The organism is Halogeometricum limi (assembly GCF_900115785.1).
GTDB lineage: Archaea > Halobacteriota > Halobacteria > Halobacteriales > Haloferacaceae > Halogeometricum > Halogeometricum limi.
On record NZ_FOYS01000001.1, the window covers coordinates 553,373 to 577,911 of the forward strand.

Annotated in this window: 29 protein-coding genes and 1 tRNA gene; 10 read left to right on the forward strand and 20 right to left on the reverse strand. The window is 66.1% G+C overall.

Features of this window, described 5'->3' with window-relative positions; translation table 11 throughout:
* Nucleotides 1-300: 300 nt before the first annotated feature.
* The 6 genes from BM282_RS02930 to BM282_RS02955 all read right to left on the reverse strand — a co-directional run bounded on the left by BM282_RS02930 (nt 301) and on the right by BM282_RS02955 (nt 3,432).
* Nucleotides 301-480, reverse strand: coding sequence for a hypothetical protein (locus BM282_RS02930; protein ID WP_089876608.1), 180 nt, complete (start codon nt 478-480; stop codon nt 301-303).
* Nucleotides 481-808: 328 nt separating this feature from the next.
* A tRNA-Ser gene (locus tag BM282_RS02935) sits at nt 809-889 on the reverse strand.
* A 28-nt stretch (nt 890-917) separates the two neighbouring features.
* On the reverse strand, nt 918-1,121 hold the full coding sequence (locus tag BM282_RS02940) for a hypothetical protein (RefSeq protein ID WP_089876610.1): 204 nt from the start codon (nt 1,119-1,121) through the stop codon (nt 918-920).
* 4 nt (nt 1,122-1,125) lie between these two features.
* A complete protein-coding gene (locus tag BM282_RS02945) occupies nt 1,126-1,512 on the reverse strand; it encodes a Rid family detoxifying hydrolase (RefSeq protein WP_089876611.1) in 387 nt (128 codons plus the stop codon).
* A 58-nt stretch (nt 1,513-1,570) separates the two neighbouring features.
* On the reverse strand, nt 1,571-2,782 hold the full coding sequence (ilvA, locus tag BM282_RS02950) for a threonine ammonia-lyase (protein WP_089876613.1): 1,212 nt from the start codon (nt 2,780-2,782) through the stop codon (nt 1,571-1,573).
* A gap of 245 nt (nt 2,783-3,027) precedes the next feature.
* Nucleotides 3,028-3,432, reverse strand: a complete 405-nt coding sequence (locus BM282_RS02955) for a gamma-glutamylcyclotransferase family protein (RefSeq protein WP_089876615.1) — start codon at nt 3,430-3,432, stop codon at nt 3,028-3,030.
* Between the two features lie 71 nt (nt 3,433-3,503).
* On the opposite strand from BM282_RS02955, the gene BM282_RS02960 reads away from it, so the two are divergent.
* A complete protein-coding gene (locus BM282_RS02960) occupies nt 3,504-4,886 on the forward strand; it encodes an MATE family efflux transporter (protein ID WP_089876617.1) in 1,383 nt (460 codons plus the stop codon).
* A gap of 51 nt (nt 4,887-4,937) precedes the next feature.
* Here BM282_RS02960 and citZ read toward each other — a convergent pair whose 3' ends face one another.
* Nucleotides 4,938-6,077, reverse strand: coding sequence for a citrate synthase (gene citZ / locus BM282_RS02965; RefSeq protein WP_089876619.1), 1,140 nt, complete (start codon nt 6,075-6,077; stop codon nt 4,938-4,940).
* A 226-nt stretch (nt 6,078-6,303) separates the two neighbouring features.
* Here citZ and BM282_RS02970 point away from each other — a divergent pair, with 226 nt between their 5' ends.
* From BM282_RS02970 to BM282_RS02980, 3 genes are all read left to right on the forward strand, one after another.
* Nucleotides 6,304-7,527, forward strand: coding sequence for a potassium channel family protein (locus BM282_RS02970; protein WP_089876621.1), 1,224 nt, complete (start codon nt 6,304-6,306; stop codon nt 7,525-7,527).
* A gap of 91 nt (nt 7,528-7,618) precedes the next feature.
* The gene (locus tag BM282_RS18740) at nt 7,619-8,260 is read left to right on the forward strand and encodes a helix-turn-helix domain-containing protein (RefSeq protein WP_217642683.1); all 642 of its coding nucleotides are present in this window, start codon (nt 7,619-7,621) and stop codon (nt 8,258-8,260) included.
* 135 nt (nt 8,261-8,395) lie between these two features.
* Nucleotides 8,396-8,659: a HalOD1 output domain-containing protein gene (locus BM282_RS02980; protein WP_089876623.1), complete on the forward strand. Its 264-nt coding sequence runs from the start codon at nt 8,396-8,398 to the stop codon at nt 8,657-8,659.
* Nucleotides 8,660-8,680: 21 nt separating this feature from the next.
* On the opposite strand, the gene BM282_RS02985 is transcribed toward BM282_RS02980, so the two are convergent.
* The 3 genes from BM282_RS02985 to BM282_RS02995 form a co-directional block, all read right to left on the reverse strand.
* Complete coding sequence (locus BM282_RS02985) at nt 8,681-8,971, reverse strand: DUF7536 family protein (RefSeq protein WP_089877336.1); 291 nt, start codon at nt 8,969-8,971, stop codon at nt 8,681-8,683.
* 48 nt (nt 8,972-9,019) lie between these two features.
* Nucleotides 9,020-10,348, reverse strand: coding sequence for an MFS transporter (locus BM282_RS02990; RefSeq protein ID WP_089876625.1), 1,329 nt, complete (start codon nt 10,346-10,348; stop codon nt 9,020-9,022).
* A gap of 93 nt (nt 10,349-10,441) precedes the next feature.
* Nucleotides 10,442-11,068, reverse strand: a complete 627-nt coding sequence (locus BM282_RS02995) for a DUF7504 family protein (protein WP_089876627.1) — start codon at nt 11,066-11,068, stop codon at nt 10,442-10,444.
* Between the two features lie 152 nt (nt 11,069-11,220).
* On the opposite strand from BM282_RS02995, the gene BM282_RS03000 reads away from it, so the two are divergent.
* Nucleotides 11,221-12,177 (forward strand): succinylglutamate desuccinylase/aspartoacylase family protein, encoded by a 957-nt coding sequence (locus BM282_RS03000; protein WP_089876629.1) that lies wholly within the window; start codon nt 11,221-11,223, stop codon nt 12,175-12,177.
* Complete coding sequence (locus BM282_RS03005; protein WP_089876631.1) at nt 12,177-13,268, forward strand: pyridoxal-phosphate dependent enzyme; 1,092 nt, start codon at nt 12,177-12,179, stop codon at nt 13,266-13,268. The genes BM282_RS03000 and BM282_RS03005 overlap by 1 nt, the downstream gene beginning before the upstream one ends.
* 47 nt (nt 13,269-13,315) lie before the next feature.
* Here BM282_RS03005 and BM282_RS03010 read toward each other — a convergent pair whose 3' ends face one another.
* The 3 genes from BM282_RS03010 to BM282_RS03020 all read right to left on the reverse strand — a co-directional run bounded on the left by BM282_RS03010 (nt 13,316) and on the right by BM282_RS03020 (nt 15,401).
* A complete protein-coding gene (locus tag BM282_RS03010) occupies nt 13,316-13,597 on the reverse strand; it encodes a YgaP family membrane protein (RefSeq protein ID WP_089876633.1) in 282 nt (93 codons plus the stop codon).
* 76 nt (nt 13,598-13,673) lie between these two features.
* A complete protein-coding gene (locus BM282_RS03015) occupies nt 13,674-14,435 on the reverse strand; it encodes a protein-L-isoaspartate O-methyltransferase family protein (RefSeq protein ID WP_089876635.1) in 762 nt (253 codons plus the stop codon).
* A gap of 21 nt (nt 14,436-14,456) precedes the next feature.
* Complete coding sequence (locus BM282_RS03020) at nt 14,457-15,401, reverse strand: methyltransferase domain-containing protein (RefSeq protein WP_089876637.1); 945 nt, start codon at nt 15,399-15,401, stop codon at nt 14,457-14,459.
* A 296-nt stretch (nt 15,402-15,697) separates the two neighbouring features.
* Between BM282_RS03020 and BM282_RS03025 the strand changes: the two genes are divergently transcribed.
* The gene (locus BM282_RS03025) at nt 15,698-16,114 is read left to right on the forward strand and encodes a DUF7344 domain-containing protein (RefSeq protein WP_245758275.1); all 417 of its coding nucleotides are present in this window, start codon (nt 15,698-15,700) and stop codon (nt 16,112-16,114) included.
* A 48-nt stretch (nt 16,115-16,162) separates the two neighbouring features.
* On the opposite strand, the gene BM282_RS03030 is transcribed toward BM282_RS03025, so the two are convergent.
* A complete protein-coding gene (locus BM282_RS03030) occupies nt 16,163-16,819 on the reverse strand; it encodes an HVO_0476 family zinc finger protein (RefSeq protein ID WP_089876642.1) in 657 nt (218 codons plus the stop codon).
* Between the two features lie 120 nt (nt 16,820-16,939).
* Between BM282_RS03030 and BM282_RS18385 the strand changes: the two genes are divergently transcribed.
* Nucleotides 16,940-17,101 carry a hypothetical protein gene (locus BM282_RS18385; protein WP_175501341.1) on the forward strand — a complete coding sequence of 54 codons (162 nt, stop codon included), beginning with the start codon at nt 16,940-16,942 and terminating at the stop codon, nt 17,099-17,101.
* Between the two features lie 16 nt (nt 17,102-17,117).
* Here the strand turns inward: BM282_RS18385 and BM282_RS03035 are convergent, their stop codons facing one another.
* Nucleotides 17,118-18,068: an aminopeptidase gene (locus tag BM282_RS03035; RefSeq protein WP_089876645.1), complete on the reverse strand. Its 951-nt coding sequence runs from the start codon at nt 18,066-18,068 to the stop codon at nt 17,118-17,120.
* Between the two features lie 189 nt (nt 18,069-18,257).
* Between BM282_RS03035 and BM282_RS03040 the strand changes: the two genes are divergently transcribed.
* Complete coding sequence (locus BM282_RS03040) at nt 18,258-19,343, forward strand: type II glyceraldehyde-3-phosphate dehydrogenase (protein WP_089876647.1); 1,086 nt, start codon at nt 18,258-18,260, stop codon at nt 19,341-19,343.
* Nucleotides 19,344-19,374: 31 nt separating this feature from the next.
* On the opposite strand, the gene BM282_RS03045 is transcribed toward BM282_RS03040, so the two are convergent.
* The 3 genes from BM282_RS03045 to gap form a co-directional block, all read right to left on the reverse strand.
* On the reverse strand, nt 19,375-19,863 hold the full coding sequence (locus BM282_RS03045; protein WP_089876649.1) for a metallophosphoesterase family protein: 489 nt from the start codon (nt 19,861-19,863) through the stop codon (nt 19,375-19,377).
* A 74-nt stretch (nt 19,864-19,937) separates the two neighbouring features.
* Entirely contained in the window at nt 19,938-21,149 is a 1,212-nt protein-coding gene (locus tag BM282_RS03050; RefSeq protein WP_089876651.1) for a phosphoglycerate kinase, read from the reverse strand.
* A 72-nt stretch (nt 21,150-21,221) separates the two neighbouring features.
* Nucleotides 21,222-22,274 carry a type I glyceraldehyde-3-phosphate dehydrogenase gene (gap, locus tag BM282_RS03055; protein ID WP_089876653.1) on the reverse strand — a complete coding sequence of 351 codons (1,053 nt, stop codon included), beginning with the start codon at nt 22,272-22,274 and terminating at the stop codon, nt 21,222-21,224.
* A gap of 283 nt (nt 22,275-22,557) precedes the next feature.
* Here gap and BM282_RS03060 point away from each other — a divergent pair, with 283 nt between their 5' ends.
* Nucleotides 22,558-22,920: an Hsp20/alpha crystallin family protein gene (locus BM282_RS03060; protein WP_089876655.1), complete on the forward strand. Its 363-nt coding sequence runs from the start codon at nt 22,558-22,560 to the stop codon at nt 22,918-22,920.
* Nucleotides 22,921-22,943: 23 nt separating this feature from the next.
* Here the strand turns inward: BM282_RS03060 and BM282_RS03065 are convergent, their stop codons facing one another.
* Together BM282_RS03065 and BM282_RS03070 are read right to left on the reverse strand one after the other, a co-directional pair.
* Complete coding sequence (locus BM282_RS03065; RefSeq protein WP_089876656.1) at nt 22,944-23,804, reverse strand: ATP-grasp domain-containing protein; 861 nt, start codon at nt 23,802-23,804, stop codon at nt 22,944-22,946.
* An 80-nt stretch (nt 23,805-23,884) separates the two neighbouring features.
* Nucleotides 23,885-24,415: a 50S ribosomal protein L16 gene (locus BM282_RS03070; protein WP_089876658.1), complete on the reverse strand. Its 531-nt coding sequence runs from the start codon at nt 24,413-24,415 to the stop codon at nt 23,885-23,887.
* Nucleotides 24,416-24,539 lie beyond the last annotated feature (124 nt).

A 24,539-nucleotide genomic window follows, 5' to 3' on the forward strand; every position in this document is an offset into this window, starting at 1 on the left:
ACTCATAGTCGTCCCAGGATTGTTTGTGATTCTATAAAAACGCTTCGCTTCTCGACGTCGTGAGATGTGTCACCACGATTCACGTATTCGGCCCTGAACTACCCGACGTACCCCGGTTCTCGCCGTATCCGGCCGCGCGATACCCGGCCGTTCGGCGGACGACTCCGTGTGGCTACCTGCTCTCTTTATATACTCTCGACGGTCGGTATCGCAAGCACGCACGGGAACGCGTCGTCCGCGACGGACGCCGCCGTCGCTCGCGGTTGTGGCGTGCGAAAGAAAGACACTGGTTCGGAAGGGCTAGTCTTCGTCCGGGAGTTCCTCGGCGAGGAACTCCTCGCCGCGAGTCTGCTCGGACTCGAACGGCGGAAGCTCGTCGTCGGTGTTCAAAGCGTCCATCTCGTCGTTGTAGAGGCTCTCTTGGAGTTGGTTTCGCTTGTTCCGACCCTTGCGCTCCCGGCCGTTCTTAGTGTCTGGCATTGTCAACCGTGGTGACGTAACCCATGGGTATGAATCTTTTGGAGCGACAGGTAGAACTGCCGCCTCGAAGTTTACGTGTCGGTGGCGAATCGGCGTGCTGGTACACAGTCTGTCAGAATACTCCCCATCGCCGTCTGCGGATTCGCGGCGACGAGACGCCTCGCTGGAGGGGTGAAGTCAGTAGAACGCCGGGACGGGGATTTGAACCACGGTCACTCTGCTCGCTCCACTCGCGACGCTCCCTGATTCAAATCCCTTCGGAGTCGTTTCGTCACTCACGAACCGAGCACACGCTACGCGGTGCTCGGTACGTAGTTCGCGACAGAAACGCCGGGACAGGGATTTGAACCCTGGATCCCAAAGGGAACACGCTTTCCAGGCGTGCGCCTTACCACTCGGCCATCCCGGCTCTATTCCACGGTACCGCGCTGACGCGTTTAAGTCCTTCCTTTCGCCGCGAGACGGTTCTCGGTGACGTACGACGCGCTACCGACGACCACACCGACGCCGACTGCCAGCGCACCCATCGTCGAGATGCCGACGCCGAGCGCCGCGACGACGAGTTGGTAGCCCTGCACGAGGACGAGGAAGGTGAGTGCGCCGACGACGCCCCACAGCGCCGCGGATTTTCGACGCGACACGGCGCTACTCGTCGCTGACGTCCGCGATGGCCTCTATCTCGACGCCGACGCCCTTCGGGAGGTTGCCCACCTCGACGGCGCTTCGCGCCGGCGGTTCGTCGCCGAAGTACGTCGCGTACGTCTCGTTCATCTCGTCGAAATCGTCGATGTCGCCGAGGAAGACGGTCACTTTGAGCACGTCCGACGCGTCGGCACCCTCGGCGTCGAGGATGGCCATCACGTTGTCCAGCGACTGCGTCGTCTGGGTCGCGATATCCTCGTCGTCCAGCAGTTCGCCGTCCGGCGTGAGCGGAATCTGTCCCGCCGTGAAGAGGAGCGAACCGTTCGTCGTCGCCTGACTGTACGCACCGACGGCCGCCGGTGCTTCGTCCGTCCCGATGACGCGCTTCATGCCCCCGGGTCACGCGGACGCGACTTAAAACCGAGAGAGACGCCGTCGCGGTGCCGACTCAGACGAGGACGTCGACCTTGTACCCGCGTTCGCGGAGAGAAGCGAGCAGTTGCTCTACGTGGTCGTGACCGCGCGTCTCCAGGTCCAGTTCCACGTCCGTCTCGTTCATCCCGATTTCCCGAGAGGTGCGGTCGTGGCGAATCGCGTAGATGTTCGCCTGCGCGTCGGCGATGACCGACAGGAGGTCGTAGAGCGCACCCGGCCGGTCCCGCAGAACCGTCCGCACCTTCAGATACCGCCCCGTCTCCACGAGGCCGCGCATGACCACGGTGGTGAGTTGGTTCATGTCGATGTTGCCGCCGCAGAGTGCGGGGACGACCACCTCGCCGTCCTCGAAGTCGAACTTCTCGAAGATGAGGGCCGCGAGGGCGACGGCACCGGCACCCTCGACCAGCGTCTTCGTGCGTTCGAGCAGGTAGGTGAGCGTCACGGCTATCTCCTCGTCGGAGACAGTGACCACCTCGTCGACGTAGTTCCGGATGACCTCGAACGGCTTGTCGCCGACGCGGCGGGTCGCGATACCGTCGGCGATGGTGTTCACGCTGTCGAGTTCGTGGACCGACCCCTTCTGCAACGAGGTGGCGACGCTGGAGGCGCCCTCCGCTTGCACCCCTATCACGCGCACGTCGGGGAGTTGTTCTTTCACCGCGGTGGCGATACCGGAGATGAGGCCGCCGCCGCCGATGGGGACGACGACCGTCTCCACGTCCGGGCAGTCCTCGACGATTTCGAGGCCGATCGTCCCCTGTCCGGCCATGACGTAGTCGTCGTCGAAGGCGTGAACGTAGGTCCGGTCTTCGTCGGCCTCTATCTCGTGGGCACGTCGCTGCGCCTCGTCGTAGTCCGCGCCGTAGAGGACCGCTTCCGCGCCGTAGCGCCGTGTCGCCTTCACCTTCGAGATGGGCGCGTGTTCCGGCATCACGACTTTCGAGTCGACGCCCGCCCGCGTCGCCGCGAGTGCGACGCCCTGCGCGTGGTTTCCGGCGCTCGCGGTGACGACGCCGGCCGCCTTCTCCTCGTCGGTGAGCACCGAGATGCGGTTCATCGCGCCGCGAATCTTGAAGGACCCCGTCCGCTGGTGGTTCTCCAGTTTCAGGTTGACGGACGCCCCGGTCATCTCCGAGAACGTGTGCGAGTAGTCGAGGGGTGTGTGCTTTGCGACCCCGTCGATACGGTCGCGTGCCGCCTCGATGTCGGCGAGCGAAATCATACGCCGCGCTACCTCGCCGCGCCGGGTAAGCGTTCGGTTTCTTCGTGAACGACCGTGATACATCTCCGCACGGCGGGAAACGGCGCGCAAACACCGTCGCTACGCGTCTCGGGGAATGGAAAGGGGGAATGCACGCGTGTGACGTGCAGTTGTTCTACTGTTCGGGTAGTATATAAATATCATGCAGGCGGAGTGAAAGTGTAATCGATAGACAGGTCGGCGACGATCGACTCGTCAGACGCCCGTCAGTCGTCTGTCGGATTCGAATCTGTCCGCCGAACGAGGACTGGATTCTCGTCCAGATACTCCGTCACGCGTGTCCGTAGCGACCCGGTCCCGGACCACTCGGCGTCCGCCCCGAGTTCGGCCGCGTCGCCGACGTAGACGAACGCGCGACTCCCGTCCGATACCGGCACCTCGGCGCGCACGTAGAGGCCGGACGCGACCCCTTCGTACCGGTCCAGCGTCGCCACGTCGTCGGTCCGGAGGAGACGGCCCGAGACGGACCCACCCGGTGCCAGCGTCGGGTACCGTCCCGTCTCTCGGTGGAGGCCGTCGAGTCGCGCGTCTCCCGCGAACGACCAGTCGTCGAGGAGCGTGTCCACTCGGTCGGGGTCGGTGAGCGTTCCGTAGACGAAGAACGTCGGCATGACTCTCCGTTCGTGCTCGGTCCACCTTCCGGTTCCGGTATCGTCAAGCGCGCGACGCGACTGCTCTCGGCATGAACGTCGGGCGACTCCGTCGCGTCTGGACGCGAGTGTTCGCACTCGCGTGGCCGGTGATGGCCGAACAGACGACGCGGACGCTCATGCGCACCGTCGACGTGTTGGTGACGGCCGCCCTGTCGCCCGCCGCGGTGGTCGCCATCGGCCTCGCGGACCTGTTCGCCCGCTTTCCCCTCCGCATCGGCCTCGGACTCGGCGGGGCCGCCATCGCCCTCTCCAGTCAGGACACCGGGAGCGGTGCCGACGCCAACCGCGACGAGGCGGTGACGCAGGCCGTCCTCCTCGCGTTCCTCGCGGGCGTCCCGTTCGTCTTCGTCGGCCTCCTGTTCGGCGAGGCGGCCGTCGGCCTCTTTCCCGCCAGCGACGACGCGGTTCGACTCGGCGGGATCTACCTCGCGGTCGTCTTCGCCACCGCCCCCGCGCGCCTCGTCGCCCTCGTCGCCGCCCGCGCCCTGCAGGGACTCGGCGACACCCGCACCCCGATGTACGTCAACGTCCTCGCCAACGTGGTCAACGTCTCGCTCTCGGTCGGTCTGGGGTTCGGACTCCTCGGCCTCCCGGGCCTCGGCGTCTTCGGCGTCGGTCTCGCCACCTCGACGGCGAACGTGCTCTCTGCGGCCCTCTTGGTCGGGGCCACCTATCGCCCCGGTTCGCCCGTCGCGTTCGCGTGGCCGACGGACGCGACCATCGGCGCGCAACTCGTCCGCGTCAGCCTCCCCCGCGTCGCCGAAGGGTTCGCGGCCGAACTCGCCGAGTTCCCGTTCAACGCGCTTCTCCTCTCGTTCGGTGGGGACGTGGCGAACGCCGGCTTCCAAATCGGTCGCCGCGTCTACCAGCAGGTGACGGGGCCACTCGTCCGCGGCTACAACGTCGCCGCGAGCGTGCTGGTCGGACAGGCACTCGGCCGCGGCGAGACGGCGACGGCCCGGTACGAGGGGTGGGCGACGGCCGCACTCGCCGTCACCTCCGTCGGCGTCATCGGCGCTCTCCTCGTCGTCTTCGCCGACCCGGTCGTCGCCGCACTCGGCTTCGGCGGGTCCGACGCGGCCCTGACGTACGCCGCCGAGTTCGCCGTCGTCTACGGTCTCTCCGCGCCCCTCCTCGCGCTCTTCGTCTCGCTCTCCGGCGCGTTGCAGGGCGCGGGGGCGACGCGCCTCCCGTTCGTCGCTCGGCTGACGGGGATGTTCGGCTTCTTCGTCGGCCTCTCGTACGTCGCCGTCGAGTGGGTCGGCATGGGACTTCTCGGCGTCTACGTCGGCGTCTTCGCCGCCTACGCGTGGATGGGGCTGTTCGTCCTCGTCGCGTTCAGGTACGCCAACTGGGCGGGGACGGCCGCCGGACTCCTGCGAGAACGAGGGAGCGTGGACGGCGACGACTGACGGGCGAGCGGTGCCGTCGCTCGCGGCGCAGAAAAGGAGGAAGTGCCGCGTCTATCGCTCGTCTATCGGCGTGATGGTCAGGTCTTCCTCGCCGACGTAGCGCGCACGGGGTCGCATGATGCGGTTGTCCTCGTACTGTTCGATGACGTGCGCCGTCCACCCGGCGACGCGGGACATCGCGAAGATGGGCGTGTAGATGTCGACGGGGATGCCCATCTGGTAGTACGTCGACGCGGAGTAGAAGTCGACGTTCGGCGCGAGGCCCTTCTCCTCGCCGATGTACTCCTCGATGGCGACCGAGTAGTCGTACCACTTCATGTCGCCCGCGGCCTCGCCGAGCGCTTCGGACTTCTCGCCGAGAATCTTCGCTCGGGGGTCTTTGACGTTGTAGACGCGGTGGCCGAACCCGGGAACGCGACGGCCCTCCGCGAGGGCGTCTGTGACCCACTTCGTGGGGTCCTTGTCGCTCTCGTCTATCTCTTTGAGCATCTTCATCACGTTCGCGTTCGCGCCGCCGTGTAGCGACCCCGCGAGCGTGCCGACGGCCGACGTGACGGCGCTGTGGAGGTCCGACAGCGTGGACGCCGTGACCATCGCCGAGAACGTCGAGGCGTTCAGGCCGTGGTCCGCGTGGAGGACGAGTGCCATGTCCAGCGTGTCGGCGAGCACTTCGTCCGGTTCCTCGTCGTTGAGCATGTAGAGGAAGTTCTCGGCGTGGCTGAGGTCCTCCCGGGGACTCACCACGTCGTTTCCGTTGCGCAGGCGATTGAACGCCGCGAGCGCCGTCGGAATCTTGGCCGTGATGCGGCGACTCTTCCGGACGTTCGCCTCGAGGTCCGTCACGTCCTCGTGGTCGGCGTCGTCGTCGTACGCCGAGAGCGTGGAGACGATGGTGCGCAGTGCGGCCATCGGAACCTCGTCGGCGTCGGCGAGTTCGCGAATCTCCGCTAGCACCCCGTCGGCGAGTTCGCGCTCCGTCGCCATCTCGGAGGAGAACTCCGCCAGTTCGTCCTGCGTCGGCAACTCCCCGTGCCAGAGGAGGTAGACGACTTCTTCGTACGAAGCGTCGCGTGCGAGGTCCTCGATGGTGTACCCCCGATACACGAGCTTCCCGGCGTCCCCGTCGATGAAACTCAGTTCGGACTCCGCAACGAGAACGCCTTCGAGGCCCCGCTTCAGGTCGTCTGACATACCTACGAGGTTCCCATCCATCTCAAAAAAGCGTTATCGTTCACACCAAGGGACGCACACCGACGATTCGACGTCACGGAACTCGGATAGACGGGCGCTCGCTCCCGTTTTCCGGGTCGCCGCGCCGTCGGAGTGACCGACACGGAGATATCGGCTTGACACCTACTCTCCTCGACAGACGGTGTCGCTAACAAATCTTTTCACCGAACGGCGTCAAGCGCGGGGTATGAACCCCGAGGACGTGGAGTACGAACCGGTGAGCGTCAAGGACGTGCTCGCCGAGATGAAGGACACGGCCGAACTCCTCATCGACCTGTCGTTCTCCGCGGTCCTCAACGGGAGCGACGACATCGCCCGCGAGGTGCTCGAACTCGAAGAGCGCATGGACGTGCTCAAACTCCAGGGACGGATGAGTCTCCTCATGGCCGCGCGCAGTCCCGAGGACGCAGAACAACTCGCACCCGTCGTCGGCGTCGTCGGCGCGGCGGAGAAGATATCGAACGCCGCGGGCGACATCGCGAAGGTGGTCATGGAGGACATCGGCCTCCCCGACGCCATCCGGTCTGCGCTCCCCGAGGCGGCCGAAGTGCTCGTCCGCGCCACCCTTTCGCCCGACTCCCCGTACGCGGGGCGGACGCTCTCGGACGTGAACGTCGAGACGGAGACGGGCGTCCGCGTCATCGCCATCCGCCGCCGGTCGGCGACGGGCAAGCGCCGGTGGATAACGAACCCCGGTCGCGAGACGACCATCGAAGCCGACGACATCCTCCTCCTGCGCGGCCCCCAGATGGGCATCCAGGGCGTCTACGAGACGGCGACGGGCGAGACGTACGAACTCCCCGAGACGCGCGACCCGCCCATCGAGGACTTAGAACGCGCCGTCGACTCCATCATCCTGATGAAGGACATGAGCGAACTCGCCGTCGACTTAGCGTACGGGTCGGTGCTGTTCGACTCCGAAGACGTGGCCGAAGAGGTCGAAGAACTCGAAGCCGAGGTGGACGCGCTGAAGTCGCGGTTCGAGGCGTGGGTGCTCCGCGCGGCCGAACGCGTCGAGGACCCCGTCCAACTCCGCGGCCTCGTCCACATCGCCTCCGCGACGGAGGTCATCTCCGACGCGGCACTCGAAATCTCGGAGGGCGTCCTCCGCGGCATCGACGCCCACCCCGTCGTCGCCGCGGCCGTCGAGGAGTCCGACGAGGTCATCGTCCGCCTCCGCGTCGGGCAGACGAGTTCGCTCGCGAACGCGACGCTCGGTGACCGGATGGTCAAGACCGAGACCGGAATGCGCGTCATCGCCGTCAGGCGCGGCGACGGGAGCGAGTGGGTCGTCCAACCCGGCCCGACGACCGCACTCCGTCCCGGCGACGTCCTCATCGCCAAAGGGACCCGCGCGGGCGCGGAACGACTCGGCGACTTACTCGAAGACCCGCAGACGTTCGAGGAGTAGACGTATTCTGTTTGACACGAATTTCTCGATATCAGTACGTCTCCCAACGTGTTCGGTAACAGTTAACTCGGCCATCTTCTTTTGCCTGTACGTGACTCTCGTCGCGGAATTCTCTCTCCCCCGACACGAACTCCTGTTGGCGGACCTACCGAGTGACTGGTCGGGTCGCGTCGAGTTCGAACGACTCGTGCCGACGCCCTCTCCGCTGTTTCCGTTCGTCCGGGTGACCGGCGACACCGACGCGTTCGCCGCGTCCGTCCGCGCGGACCCCGCGGTCGATTCGCTCGTCGAACTCGCCGTCGCCTCCACGTGGACGCGGTATCGACTCCGCTGGTCGCCGGCCACCGAGCGAGCGATTCGGTCGCTCCTCTCGGACACCGTCGTCACCCGGGCCGTCGCGACGAACGAGTGGACGTTCGGCTTCCGGTTTCGGGAGTTCGGCGACATGGCCGCCTTCCGCGAAGACATCGAGGCGTCTTCGTTCTCGTTCGAATTACGACGCCTCCGAGACGAGTCGCGCACGGAAGAGGCGGAAGCGAACCTCACGGCGATTCAGCGAGAGACGCTGTCGGTGGCCCTCAGCGCGGGCTACTTCGAGGTGCCGCGTTCGGCGACGCTCTCCGACCTCGCGGACGAACTCGGCGTCTCGAAACAGGCCGTCTCCGAACGCCTCCGCCGCGCGACGGGAATACTCGCCGAAGAAACTGTCGAAGGGCTGTCGGTCGTTCGCTGACTTAAACTCCCGGACAAATCAAACCGGAGGCTCATCAGCTAGTCCGTGCATCTCTGTAGCAATGTCTTGTGTGGCATTTCGACGCGGGTACCACTGCCCGGCGCTCGGGGGAATGAACACGCGGGGGGCACTCCAGTGACGATTACCACGACGGACTCCTCGGGGACGGCGGTCGAACCGGAGGACTTGGACGTCCGACTCGTCCAGCGTATCGCGACGGTTCTCGACAGAGACCCGATAGACCTGCCGCCGTTGGCGCGGACGGTCGACCTCGACGCGTTGTCGACGCTGGCCGCCATCGAGGGGACGTCCGTCTCCTTCGAGTACGAGGGCTGTTCCGTCCACGTCGGTGACGGGGGGGACCTCACGGTCACGGAACTCGACGCGGAGTCGTCGTAGGCGTCGACTCACCGCGCCGACTCACGTCTCTTTTAGCAGTCCGTACGCCGAGACGAGCGTCAGCACGGCGGTCACGAGGAGCGCCGTCGACGACGCGAGGACGAACGCGAGGACGGCGAACCAGCCTTCGGGGCCGAGCACCGGGTACTCGCGAGTGCCCGCGAACGGGCCGAACAGTTCGAGGACGCGGAACGCGTAGACGGCGATGGCGAAGCCGACACCGGCGAGGACGCCGAGTTTCGCGTTTCGCGGAACCTGTAACGCTTGGGCGAGACCGCCCTGCGGCGGTCGTCCCGGAACCTCGTCGCTCACGTTCGCCTCTATCGACCGAGACCGCAAAGCCTCGTCGGTCCCCGCGGTTCAGGCGTACGCCTCGAACTCGCGACCGAACAGGAGGAAGTAGCCCGTCCCGAGGAAGCCGACGACGGTGGCGACGAGGAAGGCCGTCCGCGGGTCCGTCGCGTACAACCAGCCACCGACGGCGGCCGAGGGGATGGTGACGACGTTCCGAACGAGGTAGTACGACCCGACGGCGCGCCCGCCCGCGTTCTCTTCGGCCGGACCGACGATGAGCGCCTTGTGTGCGGGGAGTCCCGCGAACCGAAGCCCGGAGAACGCGAACAGGATCGTCACGACGAGAGCGCTGTCGGGGGCGTTTATCAGGAGGACGGGGAAGACGGCGTAGACGGCGAAGCCGAGGCCGACGACGGGCTTCAACCCGACGCGGCGGGCGAGTTTGGCGACGGGAACCATCGTCGCGAGGGCGACGGCCATCTCGACGGACAGGAGGACGCCGAAGAAGGCGTCCGGCGAGAGCGACCCGACCACGGGGAACGTCGCGCCGACGGCGAGGAACTCGACGACGACGATGACGAAGAAGACGTACACCATCCCGTTGGCGAACCGGACGAGGGTGTCGCCGACGAGCAACGGTCTCAGCGCGGGCGGCATCTCGCGCAGGTCGGCGACGACGGTGGCGACGCCCTCGAAGGACTTGCCGATGCTGTCCGCGGAGGCGTCGTAGAGGACGTGTTGGGCCACCGTCGCCACGGCGGCGAACACGGCGGCGACGGCGAGGACGACGCGAAAGCCCGTCTCGAACGCGAACGTCGCGAGGACGCCCGCGGCGAACAGGGGACCGAGGAGGAACGCGGTCCGTCGAAACGTCTCCGTGCTGGCGAACCCCGTCGCGAGTCGGTCCGGCGTGACGCTCTGCTTGACGATGGCGAACGTCGCGCCGAGACCGAACGACTTCCACGCCTGCGAGAACAGGAGTCCGACGAAGATGCCGACGGGAAGGAGAACCGGGTCGAGCGTGAACGCCCCCAGTTCGAGTCCCGGAAGCGTCACGACGCCGAACGCGTCGGCGAACAACCAGACGAGAAATCCGAGAGTCGAGGCGAGACCGAACAGCGTCAGCGCCGTCCGCGACCCGATGCGGTCAGAGAGCGCACCGCCCGGATAGGGGTAGACGGCGCTGATGAGGTTCCCGAAACTCCCGTACAGCCCGATGGCGACGCTTCCGGCCCCGAGGACGCTCATATAGCGCGGCATGTAGCGGCCGGTCATCTGGAAGCCGAGGCTGAACGCGAACATCGACACCGAGAGGACGAGGACGTCGCCGTCCAAGGCGAAGAACTGTCGGAACGTCGACAACGCGTCCGGCTCGTCGGTCTCTCCCCGAACCATACCGACGTGTTCGGCCGACGGAAGTTGTTTCTCCCGGTCAGAGCGGTCTATCGCGGTACGGAGAGAGGGTGAATCGTACGGAACGGGCCGGGTCTACAGATGAAGCCAGCGCGTACTTCCCTGGTCGGGGAGGTGCCACCGCTGGTGGATGGTCTCGCCGTCCGCACGCACTTCGACTTCGGCGTCGCAGGTGGAGGCGAGCGACTCTCGCACTTCGGTGTCGTCGGCGTCGACGTGGTAGTACGCCATCCCCTTCTCTCCGAGGACGGAGTCGGTGATGCCGTTCGTCGCGTCGACCGTCAACTCGTTCCCGACGGCGTCGGCGAGTCCGCCAGCGGAGTCGAGACTGAGGCGGAGTTCGCCCGGCCCGAGCGTGTTCGACGCGCCGAACGTCTGGATGGCGTCGTCGACGCTCGTTCGCAGGCCGTCGACGCTCGCCGCCGGGTCTGAAGACTGCTCGAAGATGTCGTGAAAGTCCACTACCGAGAGGCCGTCGCTCTCGGGGCCGACGCCGCGCGGGAGGCGGTCACCGAGCGAGTCGCGGTCCGCCTCGTCGGTCAGGACGATGACCCGCGAGTACGAAGGGACTGCACCGAGCGTCCGACGACTCGCCCGTGCGGTGCAGAGGTCGTCGTCGCAACTAACGAGGATCGAACAACCGTCCTGCTTCAGCCGAAGGAGTGAGCGACGGAACGCCTCCGGTTGCAATTCCGCGGACATAGTGTCGGTAGATACCCATATATTTCAGGGCTTCTTGACTTGTTATAATCTCTCCTGTAGTATAACTGTTGTTGCCGGATACCTACCGTTTTTCCGAACGGGGGGAGGAAGATACCGAATCGATAAAGGGCGATGCTGCCCAGTCTCTGGTAATGATTACCCTCGGAAGCGCGAGTGCGGCCCCCGGAGAGGTGGACACGGGCCGTCTCGAGGTGGGTGAGACGCGGGATGGGACCGCCGTCGGTCTCCCGTGCGCCGTCGTCAACGGGGCGTCGGACGGCAAGACGCTCTACGTGCAGGCGGCCTCGGACGGCGACGAACTGAACGGCGTCGGCGTGATTCAGCGGGTCTTCCCGCAACTCGACGCCGCGGAGATTTCCGGACAGATTCTGCTCGTCGGCATCGTCAACTATCACGCGTTTCAGGTGGCCGAGCACCGAAACCCGATGGACGACACGAAGATGAACCGCGCCTATCCGGGCGACGAGAACGGGACGTCGTCGGAGCGAATCGCGGCCGCGACGTTCGGGGTCGCCCGCCGCGCCGACCTCATCCTCGACCTGCATCAGGGTTCTACCTCGAAGATGATAGACGAGGTCCGCGTTCGGTGTGGTCGCCACCACCGCCTCCACAAAGAGTGTCTCCGCCTCGCGAAGACGTTCGGCTGTGGCTACGTCTTAGACCAGAAAGGCCCCGACGGGCAACTCGCCCGCGCCGGGCCCGACGAGGGAATCCCCACCATCGACCCCGAACTCGGCGGCTGTGTCGGGTGGGACGAAGAGAGCATCCGAAAGGGGGTTCGCGGCGTCCACAACGTCCTCCGCGACTACGGTTTCCTCGACGGCACTGTCGAGACGGAACGACAGACCCGCGCGAAGGGGTTCGACCAGTACGGTGCCCCGGCGGGTGGCCTCGTCCGCTTCAAGAAAGACCTCGGCGAACGAGTCTCGGCGGGCGACGTGGTCTTCGAGGTGACCGACGTGTTCGGCGGTCTCAAAGCCCGCGTCACCGCGGACGGCCCGGGTATCTTCTGGCGCTCTCGCCGCCTCCCGCAGGTCGCGACCGGCGAGTACGTCTGTTCCGTCGGCACCAACATCGACACCTTCTGATGACGCTCTCAGCGCTCTCGCTCCGGTGTTCGGCGTGCGGCGAGACGTACGAGACCGACTGGGCGTGGCGCTGTGACTGCGGCGCACCGCTCGACTTCCTCGCGGACGCCCGGCCGTCGCGGGACGCCCCCGACCCCCGCGGGTTCGACGACCGGCGCGGCCTCTGGTCGTTCGCCGACTTCCTCCCGGTCGGCCCGCACGTCACCCTCGGCGAGGGGATGACGCCGCTCGTGGACGCGCCCGACTGGGACGCTTCGTTCAAGTTGGAGTACGTCTTCCCCACCGGGTCGTTCAAGGACCGCGGCGCGACGACGACGCTCTCCGTCGCCGCCGAACTCGGCGTCGAGAAAGTGGTCGAAGACTCCTCGGGCAACGCGGGGGCCGCCGTCGCCACCTACGCCGCCCGCGCGGGCATCGACGCCGACATCTACGTCCCCGCTTCGGTCAAGGCCTCGAAACTCCGCGCCATCGAACGCGCCGGGGCCACGCCCGTCCGTGTCGAAGGCTCCCGCGAGGACGTGACCGACGCCTGCGTCGACGCCGTCGAGGCGGGGGAAGGCTGGTACGCCTCCCACGCGTGGAACCCCGCGTTCTTCGCCGGGACGGCCACGTTCGCCTACGAACTCGCCTACCAGCGCGGGTGGTCCGCACCCGACGCCGTCGTGACGCCACTCGGACACGGAACGCTCTTCTTGGGCGCGTACCGCGGGTTCCGCGCCCTGCGGGACGCGGGTTGGATAGACGAGATTCCGACACTGCTCGGCGCGCAGGCGGCCGGCTACGCCCCGATTGCCGACGAACTGCACGGCCAGAACGAGGGACGGAACGACGTGGCCGACGGCATCCAGATTCGCGACCCGACCCGACGCGGACAGATTCTCGCCGCCATCGACGCCACCGACGGCGACGCTATCGCCCTCTCTGCCTCCGCGGTGGAGTCGGAACTGGACGCCCTCCACCGAAAGGGGTTCTACACCGAACCGACGTGCGCCGTCGCCCCCGCCGCACTCCGCGAGTACCGCGAACGCGGCGTCCTCGCGCCCGACGACGACGTGGTCGTCCCCCTCACCGGGAGCGGACTGAAGGGCTGAAGACGCGACTCGGCTCTCGGCGTCTCGACCGGCACGAAAAAATCAGCTCAGCTCGGGCGACCCGCGTCCTTTCCGGGCGTTTCGGTCTCTCTCTCCGCCTCTCCTCCGAACGTGTCGATACCGAGGGCGTCGTTGAGCGGGCATTTCTGCGTGATGCCCGTCGCGAGGAAGACGGCGCCGACGAGGAGGGCGACACCCGCGACGACGAGACCGAGGGTCCCGGCCGCGATGGTGAACATCCCTCCGAGCGCCGCGGCACCCGCGACGATGAGGAGCGGTCCGACGACGAGTCGGGCGATACGGTCGTAGCCACCGACGTTTTTCTGCATGAGTTCTCCCGGTTCTACGTACGCCGTGTGACAGTATAACGGGAGAGTCTGGTTCTCGGAAACAGGGAACGGAGCGTCACCGGTCGTAGCGTCGCTGTCGGCCGCTCAACCGTTCGTCCCAGTCTATCCACTCCTGTTCCCACCCGTTCTTCGCGAAGTAGCCCGTGTCCGGACTGTCGAACTCGGCGTCCTCGCGCATCGTCCGGTTCCGGGTGGGGCCGCCTCGCTGTTCGCCCTCCACGAGGAGCGGTTCGAAGGCGACGGGGCCGTGTTTCTCGACCACCTCGCCGTCGGCGTCGACGCTCACGAGCGTCTGCTTCGGGCCGCCCATCGGGAAGACGAGTCGCCCGTCGGGGTCCAGTTGCGAGACGAGTCGTTTCGGCGGGGCGATAGCCGCCGCCTCGACCAGGATGCGGTCGAACGGGGCGTACTCCGGCAGGCCGTCCGCGCCGTCGCGCCGGTCCACGAGGACGGCCGCAGAGCCGACGGACTGGAGGTTCGACCGCGCCGCGTAGACGAGCGTCCGGTCGATATCGACGGCGTGGACGTGCGTCTCGCCGACTATCTCGGCCAACAGCGCGGCGGTGTAGCCGACGCCGGCTCCGACGACGAGCACGTCGTCTTCGGGGTCCGCTTCGAGTGCCGAGAGGAGTCGCGCGACGTCTGCGGGCGCGAGAACGGTCGAACCCTCGTAGTCGCTCGAACGGTTCTGGTACGGCGCGTCGTCGACGAACTCGTGACGGGGGACGGTTCGCATCGCGAGAGAGACGGGTTCGGCCACGTCCATCCCGTGTTCGAGGCCGTCGACCATGTCCTCACGCAGTACCGCGGGGTCCATACGCCCTCTCGGAAGTCCGCACTAATCAACCGCACGCTCCGGCCGTTTCGCGACGAGGAGCGACCGGTCGTCGCCCGGAATCGTCGAGACGGTCACGTCGTCGAACCCCGCCGATTCGAGCCACGACCGGAGCGTCGCTTCGGTGTAGACGTCGCCGTGGCCGACGCCCAGCGCCCGGATTCGGCCCCTGACCGCCGTCGTCGACCCGTCGCGGACGACGTCGACGACTGTGAGCGTTCCGCCGGGTTCGAGCGCTTCGAACGCGCTCGCGAGGAGCGTCCGGTTCTCCGCGGCGTCGTAGCCGCTCGTCACGTCGGCGAGGAAGACGAGTCCGAACGCGTCGTCCACCGCGAAGTCGGGCGCGTCGGCGGCGACGGTTCGAACGCCTCGGTGCACGAGCATCGGTTCGACGGCGTCGACGACCGACGATTCGTCGAGGAGCGTCGCGTCGTACCCTCTGGCGGCGAACTCCGTCGCGTAGACGCCGGAGGCCCCACGGACGTCGAGGACGCGTTCTGCGTCCGGCGCCTCGCGGACGGCGGCGGTGACTCGTGCGCGAACTCGCGCGTCGTCCGTCGCCGCGTGCGCACCCAACCGGTTCCGCGTCCAGTCGGCGGGGCGTTCCGGCCCCTCGCCCGTCCGCATCGTCTCGGGGAGGTCGACCCACAGGTCGAACAGGTCGAGCGTGTGCGGGAGGCGGCCGATAGAGCGTACGTCTCGCTTCGCGAGGAACCCGAGCGCGCGGTTGGTTATCTCGTACTCGCCTCCCACTTGGCGGACGAACCCGAGGTCGGAGAGCGATTCGACGACGACTCGCGCGGCGTGTTCGGTGACGCCCGCGTCGGCGGCGACTTCGCTTGGCGTTCCGGCGGCGTCGAGGAGGGCGTCCAAGACGCCGCTTCGCCGGGCCGCCCACAGCAAGAACAGTTCCTCTGCGTCGAGCGACGACCGGTCTCGCGTCGGCATGGTTCGTCCCACGTCCCCCTGGACCAAAAGTCGGCCTACTCCGTCACGTCGGCCCGGTTTCGGGAGTCGAAACGTCCTCCTAACGCGTCCGAGCCGCTGACTGTTTCAGACTGTTTCAGCGGCCTAATCGCACGACTGCGGCGGATTCAATCGACGGCCGTTCGGACAGTAACGGTCCGAAACGTGACTCACTATTTATGAGCGCAGAGCGGTTTTCTGTTGCTACGATGGGCGCCCGAGATACCCCCGCACACGACTCGGCGAACGATACGCGTACGTCCGCTGTCCGAAGAGATATGCACGGAACTGACCGATACGCACGCCTTCCACGTAACGACGCCTTCCACATCCTCAGAGACGACCGCCGCCGGGCGGTCCTCCGGTACCTCGCGACCGAACAGACCGACCGCCCGACGCCGCTCTCGACGCTGGCGGCGTTCGTCGCCGCCGTCGTCTACGACGCCGACGAGGAGTCGAAATCGGTCGGTGAGGTACAGTCGCGCGTCCGCATCGCACTCCACCACGTCCACCTCCCGGTGCTCGAAGACCACGGTGTCGTCGAGTACGACGACGCGAACCGGACCGTGACACCGAACCCCCTCCTCGCGGCACTGGTTCCGTTCCTCGGCGACGGACTCGCGGCCGACGCCGACCTGGTCGTCGATACGGTCGCCGTCGAACGACACGGATACCACGACGCCGCACCCCGCTGACCGCCGTTCACCGGCGACTCGGCTCTCCCCGTTCTTTCGACTCCTCAGTCACCACGCCGACCACGCGGACGTGGTCTTGTCGGTGCCGTACAGTCGATTGACGTCTTTGGCGTACACCATGTCGCCGTCGTGGTCGAGTTTTCCGTGGCGGTACTCCGGGGCGTCGTCGCGGACGTGAAGCGCCTTCACGAGGAACTTCTCGTCGCCGAACGACTCCGTCTCGCCGACGACGAACTCGTAGTCGCCGGGGACGTTCACTTTGAAGCTCCGGGTGTTCTCGCGGTAGCCCGTCCCCTCTTTCGGGTTGACCGTGACGCGGACGGAGACGTTGTCGACGGCGCGCGTCCAGATGGTTCGCGCCTCCGCTATCGTGGACTCCTCGGCACGCTGCTCGGGTCCGACTTCGATACCCGTGATTCGGACGAGCATGATGGCCTCCGGCGTGTCGACGATGAACTCCTCGCCGACGGCGATGGTCTCTTTCGGCGGCGCGTCGACCATCGTCGTGAACGAGTCGCCGTCCTGCGAGACGACGACTTTCTTCTCGACTTCCGTCTCCTCTTCGATGCGGACCTTGTGGACGTGACTGCACTCCGTGCAGCGAACCGTCGCGTGACCGCCCGATTTCAGCACCTCGTGGACCGTCTCTTCCCCGGGCGAACAGGAGGGACAGGCGACCGCGATGCGGTCTTGCGTGTTGCTCATGCGGGCTTCTACCCCGTCACGCCGTAAATATCCGTGCTTCCACCGGCTCCGTGTGACCGCGTGACTCGCCGTCGCCAAAGCAGACAGGGGTTTGATATTTATGCCGGAGGACGGAGACGTATGGTCTCTCGCCACACGAAAACCACCGCCGCGTTCGTCCTCCTCGCCACCGTCCTCTGGTTGTTCGCCCAACAGTACACCGACGACGCGTGGGTGCTGTGGGGTATCCTCGTCGGCGTCGGGGTCCTCCTCCCGACGGCGCTGAACGAGGCGAGGACGTAACTGGTCGTCTGGGGTCCTACTCCGGAAGTTCCACTTCCTCTCCATCCGCGTACACGGTCGGCTCTCGAATGATGCCGTCTAAGTGGAGCGGCGCGTCCGTGTCGCCGCCGATGCCCGCGTCGTCGCCGATGGCGATGTGGACCGTCCCCGCGGCTTTCTCGTCTAAGAGAACCGACCCCACCAACTCGTCGACGCCGACGTTCGTCCCGATTCCGAGTTCGGCCAGGTTGTATGCATCGCGGCCGACGTCCGCCGCGCCCGCTTCGACCTGTTCGCGCACGTCGTCGTCGGAGATGTGGGTCACGAACCCGTCTTCGACCTCGAATCTGAGCCGTTGACCCTCTTCTAACAGACCGTGCGGCATCATCGTCCCGTCGACGACGTACGTGCCGTTCGCGTTCTCCGGCGAGACGAACACCTCGCCCGCGGGAAGGTTCGAGAAGCCGCCCGCCTCGTGGACGATGCCGGTGTCGGCCAACCAGTCTCTGTCGCCCGGTTCGAAGGTGATGTCCGTCCCCGCGGGCGTCGTCACGCGAATCTCCTCGGCCTCCGTGACCTGTTTCAGCACGTCGAGACAGTGCCGCGAGATGGCGTCGTAGTCGGCGTCGAGGCCGGTGAGAAACACGTCTTCCGTGATGCCGGGGAGCGTCGCGCCGCGCGCGCCCGCCTCGCAGGCGTCACCGCGGGCGCGGGTGTGACTGAGGCTCTTGGAGGTGGGCGCGAGGAACACGTCCGCCTCGGCCATCGCGGCGGCGACGGGTGCGGGCGGTTCCTCGCCGTGTTGGCTTCCGGGCGGGTAGCGAAGGAGCGTCGCGTCCGCGGTGACGTCCGAGGCGACGTCGTAGAGCGCTTCGCCGATACTGCGACGTTTGTCGTCGGTGACGACGACGCAGGACTCGTCGGCCCCGAGGTCCATACACTGTACGACGGCCGTCTCCGCGGCGGCGCGTAACTCGCTCTCGGTCATGTCTCGACGTCGGTCTCCCGGCTGGTTAGTCGTTCCCATCCCGCTTCGGACGGGCGGTCTCGGAGACGTGAGGAACCACAGATTAGTAACTCGCCTTCGTGAGAATCCGCCGCGTTACTCGCCGCGGAGTTAATTTCTAACAAAAAATCTCCGAAATAACTATTGTCTCCGGCCTTCGACAACTCACCGATGATACGAGTGGGTGTCAACGGCTACGGGACGATTGGAAAACGCGTCGCCGACGCCGTGGACGCACAACCGGACATGGAAGTCGTCGGAGTGGCCAAGACGCAACCGAACTTCGAGGCGCACACCGCCGTCCAGCGCGGATACCAGATGTACGCCGCGATTCCAGAGCGGATGCCGCTCTTCGCGGAGGCGGGTATCGACGTCGCAGGCGCCGTCGACGAGTTGGTCGCCGACGCGGACGTCGTCGTCGACTGCACGCCCTCCGGCATCGGCGCGAAGAACAAGGAACTGTACGAGTCCCACGACACGCCGGCCATCTTCCAGGGCGGCGAGGACGCCGACGTGGCCGACGTGAGTTTCAACGCTCGCTCGAACTACGACGCCGCCCTCGGCGCGGACTACGTCCGGGCCGTCTCCTGTAACACGACCGGTCTCTCGCGCATCATCGCCCCCCTGCGCGAGGAGTACGGCGTGGAGAAGGTACGGGCGACGCTCGTCCGCCGCGGCGGCGACCCCGGACAGAACTCCCGCGGCCCCATCAACGACATCCTGCCGAACCCCATCAAGGTCCCCAGTCACCACGGCCCCGACGTGAAGACCATCTTCCCCGACCTCGCCATCGACACGCTCGGGATGAAGGTGCCCGCGACGCTGATGCACGTTCACAGCCTCAACGTCACGCTCGAAGACGACGTGACCGGCGCGCACGTCCGCCAACTGTTAGAGAAGGAGTCGCGCGTCTACGTCATCCCCGAGGGGATGGGCATCGACGGCGCGGGGAAACTGAAGGACTTCGCCCTCGACGCGGGCCGCCCGCGCGGCGACCTCTGGGAGAACTGCGTGTGGGGCGAGTCCATCGCCACCGAGGGTCGCGACCTCTACCTGTTCCAGGCCATCCACCAAGAGTCCGACGTGATTCCGGAGAACGTCGACGCCATCCGCGCGATGACGGAGTCCGCCAGTCAGGCGGACAGCATGGCGACGACCGACGAGTACCTCGGCGTCGGTATCACGGGTGACCCGTCGGGTTTTAGCCACGAGGACCGGTCCGAGACGGTCCCCGAGACGGAACTCGCGGACGACTGACCCCCCGACGACGCCCGTTTTCGCTGCCTCTTCACACCTCGTAGAACGCTACGTCGCCTTCCTCGGTGTCGAACAGTGCGACGTGGTACGTGTCGTCCGCGCCCGGTATCGGCAGTCCGCCGGGGTTGACGTGGACGGTGTCGCCCCGTTCCTCGTACGTTCGCTGGTGCGTGTGCCCGCGGAAGACGTAGTCGTACTCGCCCGAGTCTACCAGTGCGTCGACCAGCGTCTCGCTCGTCCCGTGGTAGACGGCGACCGAGTGACCGTCGAACTCCAACGCCGCGCACTCGCCGTGGTACGTACCGAACGACTCGATGACGGTCGAGAGGTTCCACTCGCCGTCGTTGTTGCCGCGGACGGCGTGGAAGTCGAACTCGGCGTCGAAGACGTTCGCCGTGAACGGCGACACCACGTCGCCGCAATGAAGCACCGTCTCAACTCCCGCCTCCTCGAACGTCTCCACCGCGTCGCGGGCCAATTCGAGGTTGTCGTGCGTGTCAGAACAGATGCCGATTCGCATGCTGGCGCGTTCGACGGCGGGTCAAAAAAGCGTGGCGCGATAGCGGGCCGTGAACCGAGCGAAATCGACCGCAGTCAGTTCCGCTGAAGCACTTCCACGCCGACCAGCGACGCGCCCGTCAGCGCGCGGATGTACGCGCCGCCGGCGATGGAGACGTGGCCGAAGTCGTCCTCGTCCATCCCGTACATCTCGATGGCGCGGGAGGTGTCGCCGCCGCCGACGACGGAGAAGCAGTCCGTCTCGGCGATGGCTTTCAGGACGCCGACGGTGCCCTTCGAGAAGCGTTCGTCCTCGAACAGGCCGAGCGCACCTTTCACGAAGACGGCCTCGGAGTCGCGAATCACGGGGTCGTACTCAGAGACGGTGTCGGACCCGATGTCGAGGTAGCCTCGGTCCTTCTCGTCGATGTCTTCCACTCGGATTTCGGCGCGTTCGTCGTCAGCGTCTTCGTACGCCAAGTCGACGGCGAGTGTTATCTGGTCGCCGCGTTCTTCGATGAGCGACTCGATGGTCTCGTGGTTCGCCTCCCACTGGTCGTCGAACAGGTCCATCTCGCCCACGTCGTAGCCCACGTCGTGGCCGGCGGCGCGGAGGAACAGTTCGCCCGCGATGCCGCCCAAGAGGAACTGGTCGACTTTCTCGCCGAGGTTGTTCATCACGTCGATGACGTCCGTCGCCTTCGTCCCGCCGACGACCATCGTCACCTGTCCGTCGAACTCTCTGGTCGCTATCGAGGAGTTCGCCTCGTACTCCGTCTCCATCACGCGCCCGGCGTAGGCGGGGAGTTCGAGGGGGAAGCCGACGAGCGACGCGTGCGAGCGGTGCGCCGCCGAGTAGGCGTCGTTGACGTACGCGTCGAACAGGGGTGCGAGCGTCCCGACGAACTCGGTGTCGGCCTTGTCTTCGGGCGACTCCTCGGGCAACTCCTCGTCGCACATCCGGGTGTTCTCCAAGAGGAGTATCTCGCCCTCTCCGAGCGACTGGATGGCCTCCGCGGCGTCTTCGCCGTAGGTGTCTGCGACGAATCCAACGTCGCGGCCGACGTGTTCTGCGAGGATGTCTGCGTGCTGTTCCAGAGACACGAAGTCGTCGCCGCCGGGACGGCCCTGGTGGGCCATCAGGACGACGCGGTCACCGCGTTCGGCGAGTTCGCGGACGGTCTCCGCGTGGCGTTCGAAGCGGCGGTTGTCCTGCACTGTCCCGTCTTCGACGGGCGAGTTCAGGTCGAGGCGGACGAGGACGAGTTGGCCGGGTTCGAGGTCGTCGAGCGTCTTGAACGTGGACATGTGGGTATCAGATGAGGAAACGAAGAGCGGTCACTTAGTGGTGCGTGGAGTGGGTGCGGTCGACCCGGGCGCTCAGTCGTAGGTGATGAAGTGCGCCACGTCGAGCATCCGGTTCGAGAAGCCGTACTCGTTGTCGTACCACGTCAGAATCTTGTACAGACCGCCGTCGTTGACCTGGTTCGTGGACTTGAGGTCGACTGTCGAGGAGAACGGCAGACCGAGGATGTCTTGGGAGACGACTTCGTCGTCCGTGTAGCCGAGGACGCCCGCGAGGGGGCCGGAGTCGGCGGCGTCGCGGAAGGCGTCGTTTATCTCGTCGACCGACGGCGTCTCGTCGAGCGAGACGACGAGTTCGGTGATGGAACCGTTCGGAACGGGGACGCGAATCGCCATTCCGTCGAGTTTGCCCTCCAACTGGGGGAGAATCTCGGTGGCGGCCTGCGCGGCACCCGTCGAGGTGGGGACGATGTTCTCGGCGGCGGCGCGGCCGCGGCGCTTCTTCGCCTTCGGGCCGTCGATGAGGTTCTGCGACCCGGTGTAGGCGTGCACCGTCGTCAGGAGACCGGAGTCGATGCCGAACTCCTCGTCCAGCACCTTCGCGACGGGCGTGACGGAGTTCGTCGTACACGAGGCGTTCGAGACGACGTCCTCGCCGTCGTACTCGTCGTGATTGACGCCGTAAACGATCTGTTTGACCTCTTCGTCTCCTTTCGGCGGCGCGGAGATGAGCACTTTGTCGGCACCCGCTTCGAGGTGCGCGGACGCGTCCTGCTTCGTGCGGAAGATGCCCGTACACTCGAGCGCCACGTCCACGTCGAGTTCGTCCCACGGGAGTTCGGCGGGACTCTGGATGTTGAACAGCGAGACGGAGGTATCGCCCGCGACGAGTTCTTCGCCCTCGAGCGACACCTCGTCGGCACGGCCCATCACGGAGTCGTACTTCGCGAGGTACTCCATGTCCTCGAAGTCCATCACGTCGTTGATACCGACGAGTTCGACCTTCGGGTTCTCCATGACCGCACGGAACACGTTCCGTCCGATTCGTCCGAACCCGTTCAATCCGACGCGCACCACGTCGTCGTCGTCGACGGCTGCGCCCGCAGCGAGGTACGATTTTTCACTCATATCCGAGTATCGTCGGCCAAGATACTTGAATCCACGTGTCTCCGGCCAAAGTCAGTGAACGGCGATATCCGTGGGGTAAGAGAGCTGTACTGTCGCTTCTGTGTGAACGATGATTGACGATTTCGTGCGACCGAGTGCCAGATGCGGGCAGAGACGAGCACAGTCACACAGTATCAGGCACGCCGAGTTCGCGCCGCGACACCGCCCGAGACGGGCGTTCCGACCGCTCTCGAAACCCACCGGGGGAGAAGGCTTTTGACCGGAACCAACCAAAGGCGGGTGTATGAGAGATGAACGCGACGACCCGTTCGACAACATCTTCGACGAAATCGAACGGATGATGAGCGAGATGACCGGTGGTGACGCCACCGGGTTCGCCTCCGAAACCCACATCGACGTGTACGATGAGGGAGAGGCCATCCGACTCGTCGCGGACCTTCCGGGTGTGGAGAAAGACGCGATAGACCTCAAGTGCGACGGCGAGACGCTCACCGTCAGCGCCGCGGGCGACAGACGAGAGTACGACGAACGAGTCACACTCCCCGTTCGCGTCGACGAGCACTCCGCGAAGGCGTCGTTCAAGAACGGCGTCCTGCAGGTCACGTTCCAGAAAACCGAAGACTCTGCGGCCATCGACGTGGAGTAACTCGACGCCGTCTCCGCGCCGTCCTACTCGTTCTGTTCGGCGGTTCGCCGTATCAGCGCCGCGAGTCTGTCCCAGAAGTCGCCGTCGTACTTCTCGTGGTCTATCGTCGGCCGCGCGTTCGTCTCCGAGACGAGCGTCCGGTCTTCGGTGACGAGCACGTCGACGCCGAGATAGTCGATTCCGAGCGTCTCCGCCACGTCTAACGCCAACTCCCGATGCGCCTCCGAGACGGTCACCGCTCTCGCCTCCGCCCCGCGGTGGACGTTGTGCTTCCAGCGGTCTTCGCCGAGCGCGTTCGGGAGACGGCGTTCGACGCCGCCGACCACCCTGCCGTCGACGACCATCACGCGGTAGTCGCGGGCGTCGGGCACGTACTCCTGTATCAGGTAGGACTTGTCGCCCGTCGACCGGAAGTCGTGGACGAGGTTCAGGTAGTCGACGACGCCGAGAAGCGAGTCGACGTCGGACACCTTCGCGACGCCGACGCCGCGCGTCGCCGAGTTCGGCTTCACGACGAGTGGAAACGACAGGTCGGAGACGGCGTCGGCGACGACGCTCTCGTCCACCGGGTTCGACAGCATCCGCGTCTCGGGAACGGGAAGCCCCGCCCGCGAGAGCGACGCGATTACGCCGCCTTTGTTCCGCGACGTGAGCACCGCCTCGCGGTCGTTCACCCACGGAATCGGGTCGCGGGCGTCTATCGCCCCGCCCTCCATCAGCCGCGTCGGGTAGACGAACCCCACGTCGAAGTCGCCTCGCGACTCGGTGAGTCGAATCGCGCGCGACTTCGCCGGGAGGTGTTCGACCGCGACGCCACGTTCGCCGAGTGGGTCCCGCATCCGCTCGAACGTCTCGCTCGACGTGGTGACCGCCAGTCGCAGCATCGGCTACGGAGAAGCGGCGATAGCGTAAAAATCGCCGGGTCGCGGCGAGGTGACCCGCGCCCGAAGCGTCCCTCGCTCAGTTACGAGACGAGCAGTTCTTCGCCCTTCTCGACGTCGATGCGGCACGGCGGCGACATCTTGTTGTAGGCGCGGCGCAGTGCGTCCTTCGCGATGGGCGCGTCCTCGACGCTGCAGTAGATGGTGAACACGCGCTCGCCATTCTGGATACGGGCGGCGGTGCCGACGACCTTACCGAACGACTGGCGCATTCCGTCGGAGACACGGTCCGCACCCGCACCGGTCGCCTGCTTGTTCTCGCGCAGGACCTGGTGGGGGAACTTACGGAGGACCATCTTGTAGTTCGGCTGACCGACCTGCTTGAGCATCACGCGGTTGGCCGACAGGCGTGCGGACTCCAGCGAACCGTGTCGAATCTGGCACTCCTCTTCGAGACGGAGGCTGATCTGGACCGGGTAGTCCTCGGGACCCGTCTGGAGGTTGCCCATGTTGTGCTGTGCGATCTTCGAACCGGGAATTCCGGTGATGTACTCGCGTCGGGTGTACGACGGCTTGTCGATTTCGCGGTACATCGAGGCGGGTTTATCTGCCATGGTTACTTGTGCAGAAGAACGTTCATGCGGCGTAAAAGCGCTTCGAAGCATCACCCGCCTGCGGTGCCGCGTGCCGCGTTCTCACGCGCCACGCCCGCGCGTCGAAACTATCAATCGACGGACG

What these genes read in the sequence shown, in the direction of transcription:
- BM282_RS02930 (WP_089876608.1), bottom strand. Translation starts at nt 480, where the DNA reads ATGCCAGACACTAAGAACGGCCGGGAGCGCAAGGGTCGGAACAAGCGA.
- BM282_RS02945 (WP_089876611.1), bottom strand. Translation starts at nt 1,512, where the DNA reads ATGAAGCGCGTCATCGGGACGGACGAAGCACCGGCGGCCGTCGGTGCG.
- ilvA (WP_089876613.1), bottom strand. Translation starts at nt 2,782, where the DNA reads ATGATTTCGCTCGCCGACATCGAGGCGGCACGCGACCGTATCGACGGG.
- BM282_RS02955 (WP_089876615.1), bottom strand. Translation starts at nt 3,432, where the DNA reads ATGCCGACGTTCTTCGTCTACGGAACGCTCACCGACCCCGACCGAGTG.
- BM282_RS02960 (WP_089876617.1), top strand. Translation starts at nt 3,504, where the DNA reads ATGAACGTCGGGCGACTCCGTCGCGTCTGGACGCGAGTGTTCGCACTC.
- citZ (WP_089876619.1), bottom strand. Translation starts at nt 6,077, where the DNA reads ATGTCAGACGACCTGAAGCGGGGCCTCGAAGGCGTTCTCGTTGCGGAG.
- BM282_RS02970 (WP_089876621.1), top strand. Translation starts at nt 6,304, where the DNA reads ATGAACCCCGAGGACGTGGAGTACGAACCGGTGAGCGTCAAGGACGTG.
- BM282_RS02990 (WP_089876625.1), bottom strand. Translation starts at nt 10,348, where the DNA reads ATGGTTCGGGGAGAGACCGACGAGCCGGACGCGTTGTCGACGTTCCGA.
- BM282_RS02995 (WP_089876627.1), bottom strand. Translation starts at nt 11,068, where the DNA reads ATGTCCGCGGAATTGCAACCGGAGGCGTTCCGTCGCTCACTCCTTCGG.
- BM282_RS03000 (WP_089876629.1), top strand. Translation starts at nt 11,221, where the DNA reads ATGATTACCCTCGGAAGCGCGAGTGCGGCCCCCGGAGAGGTGGACACG.
- BM282_RS03005 (WP_089876631.1), top strand. Translation starts at nt 12,177, where the DNA reads ATGACGCTCTCAGCGCTCTCGCTCCGGTGTTCGGCGTGCGGCGAGACG.
- BM282_RS03010 (WP_089876633.1), bottom strand. Translation starts at nt 13,597, where the DNA reads ATGCAGAAAAACGTCGGTGGCTACGACCGTATCGCCCGACTCGTCGTC.
- BM282_RS03015 (WP_089876635.1), bottom strand. Translation starts at nt 14,435, where the DNA reads ATGGACCCCGCGGTACTGCGTGAGGACATGGTCGACGGCCTCGAACAC.
- BM282_RS03020 (WP_089876637.1), bottom strand. Translation starts at nt 15,401, where the DNA reads ATGCCGACGCGAGACCGGTCGTCGCTCGACGCAGAGGAACTGTTCTTG.
- BM282_RS03025 (WP_245758275.1), top strand. Translation starts at nt 15,698, where the DNA reads ATGCACGGAACTGACCGATACGCACGCCTTCCACGTAACGACGCCTTC.
- BM282_RS03030 (WP_089876642.1), bottom strand. Translation starts at nt 16,819, where the DNA reads ATGAGCAACACGCAAGACCGCATCGCGGTCGCCTGTCCCTCCTGTTCG.
- BM282_RS18385 (WP_175501341.1), top strand. Translation starts at nt 16,940, where the DNA reads ATGGTCTCTCGCCACACGAAAACCACCGCCGCGTTCGTCCTCCTCGCC.
- BM282_RS03035 (WP_089876645.1), bottom strand. Translation starts at nt 18,068, where the DNA reads ATGACCGAGAGCGAGTTACGCGCCGCCGCGGAGACGGCCGTCGTACAG.
- BM282_RS03040 (WP_089876647.1), top strand. Translation starts at nt 18,258, where the DNA reads ATGATACGAGTGGGTGTCAACGGCTACGGGACGATTGGAAAACGCGTC.
- BM282_RS03045 (WP_089876649.1), bottom strand. Translation starts at nt 19,863, where the DNA reads ATGCGAATCGGCATCTGTTCTGACACGCACGACAACCTCGAATTGGCC.
- BM282_RS03050 (WP_089876651.1), bottom strand. Translation starts at nt 21,149, where the DNA reads ATGTCCACGTTCAAGACGCTCGACGACCTCGAACCCGGCCAACTCGTC.
- gap (WP_089876653.1), bottom strand. Translation starts at nt 22,274, where the DNA reads ATGAGTGAAAAATCGTACCTCGCTGCGGGCGCAGCCGTCGACGACGAC.
- BM282_RS03060 (WP_089876655.1), top strand. Translation starts at nt 22,558, where the DNA reads ATGAGAGATGAACGCGACGACCCGTTCGACAACATCTTCGACGAAATC.
- BM282_RS03065 (WP_089876656.1), bottom strand. Translation starts at nt 23,804, where the DNA reads ATGCTGCGACTGGCGGTCACCACGTCGAGCGAGACGTTCGAGCGGATG.
- BM282_RS03070 (WP_089876658.1), bottom strand. Translation starts at nt 24,415, where the DNA reads ATGGCAGATAAACCCGCCTCGATGTACCGCGAAATCGACAAGCCGTCG.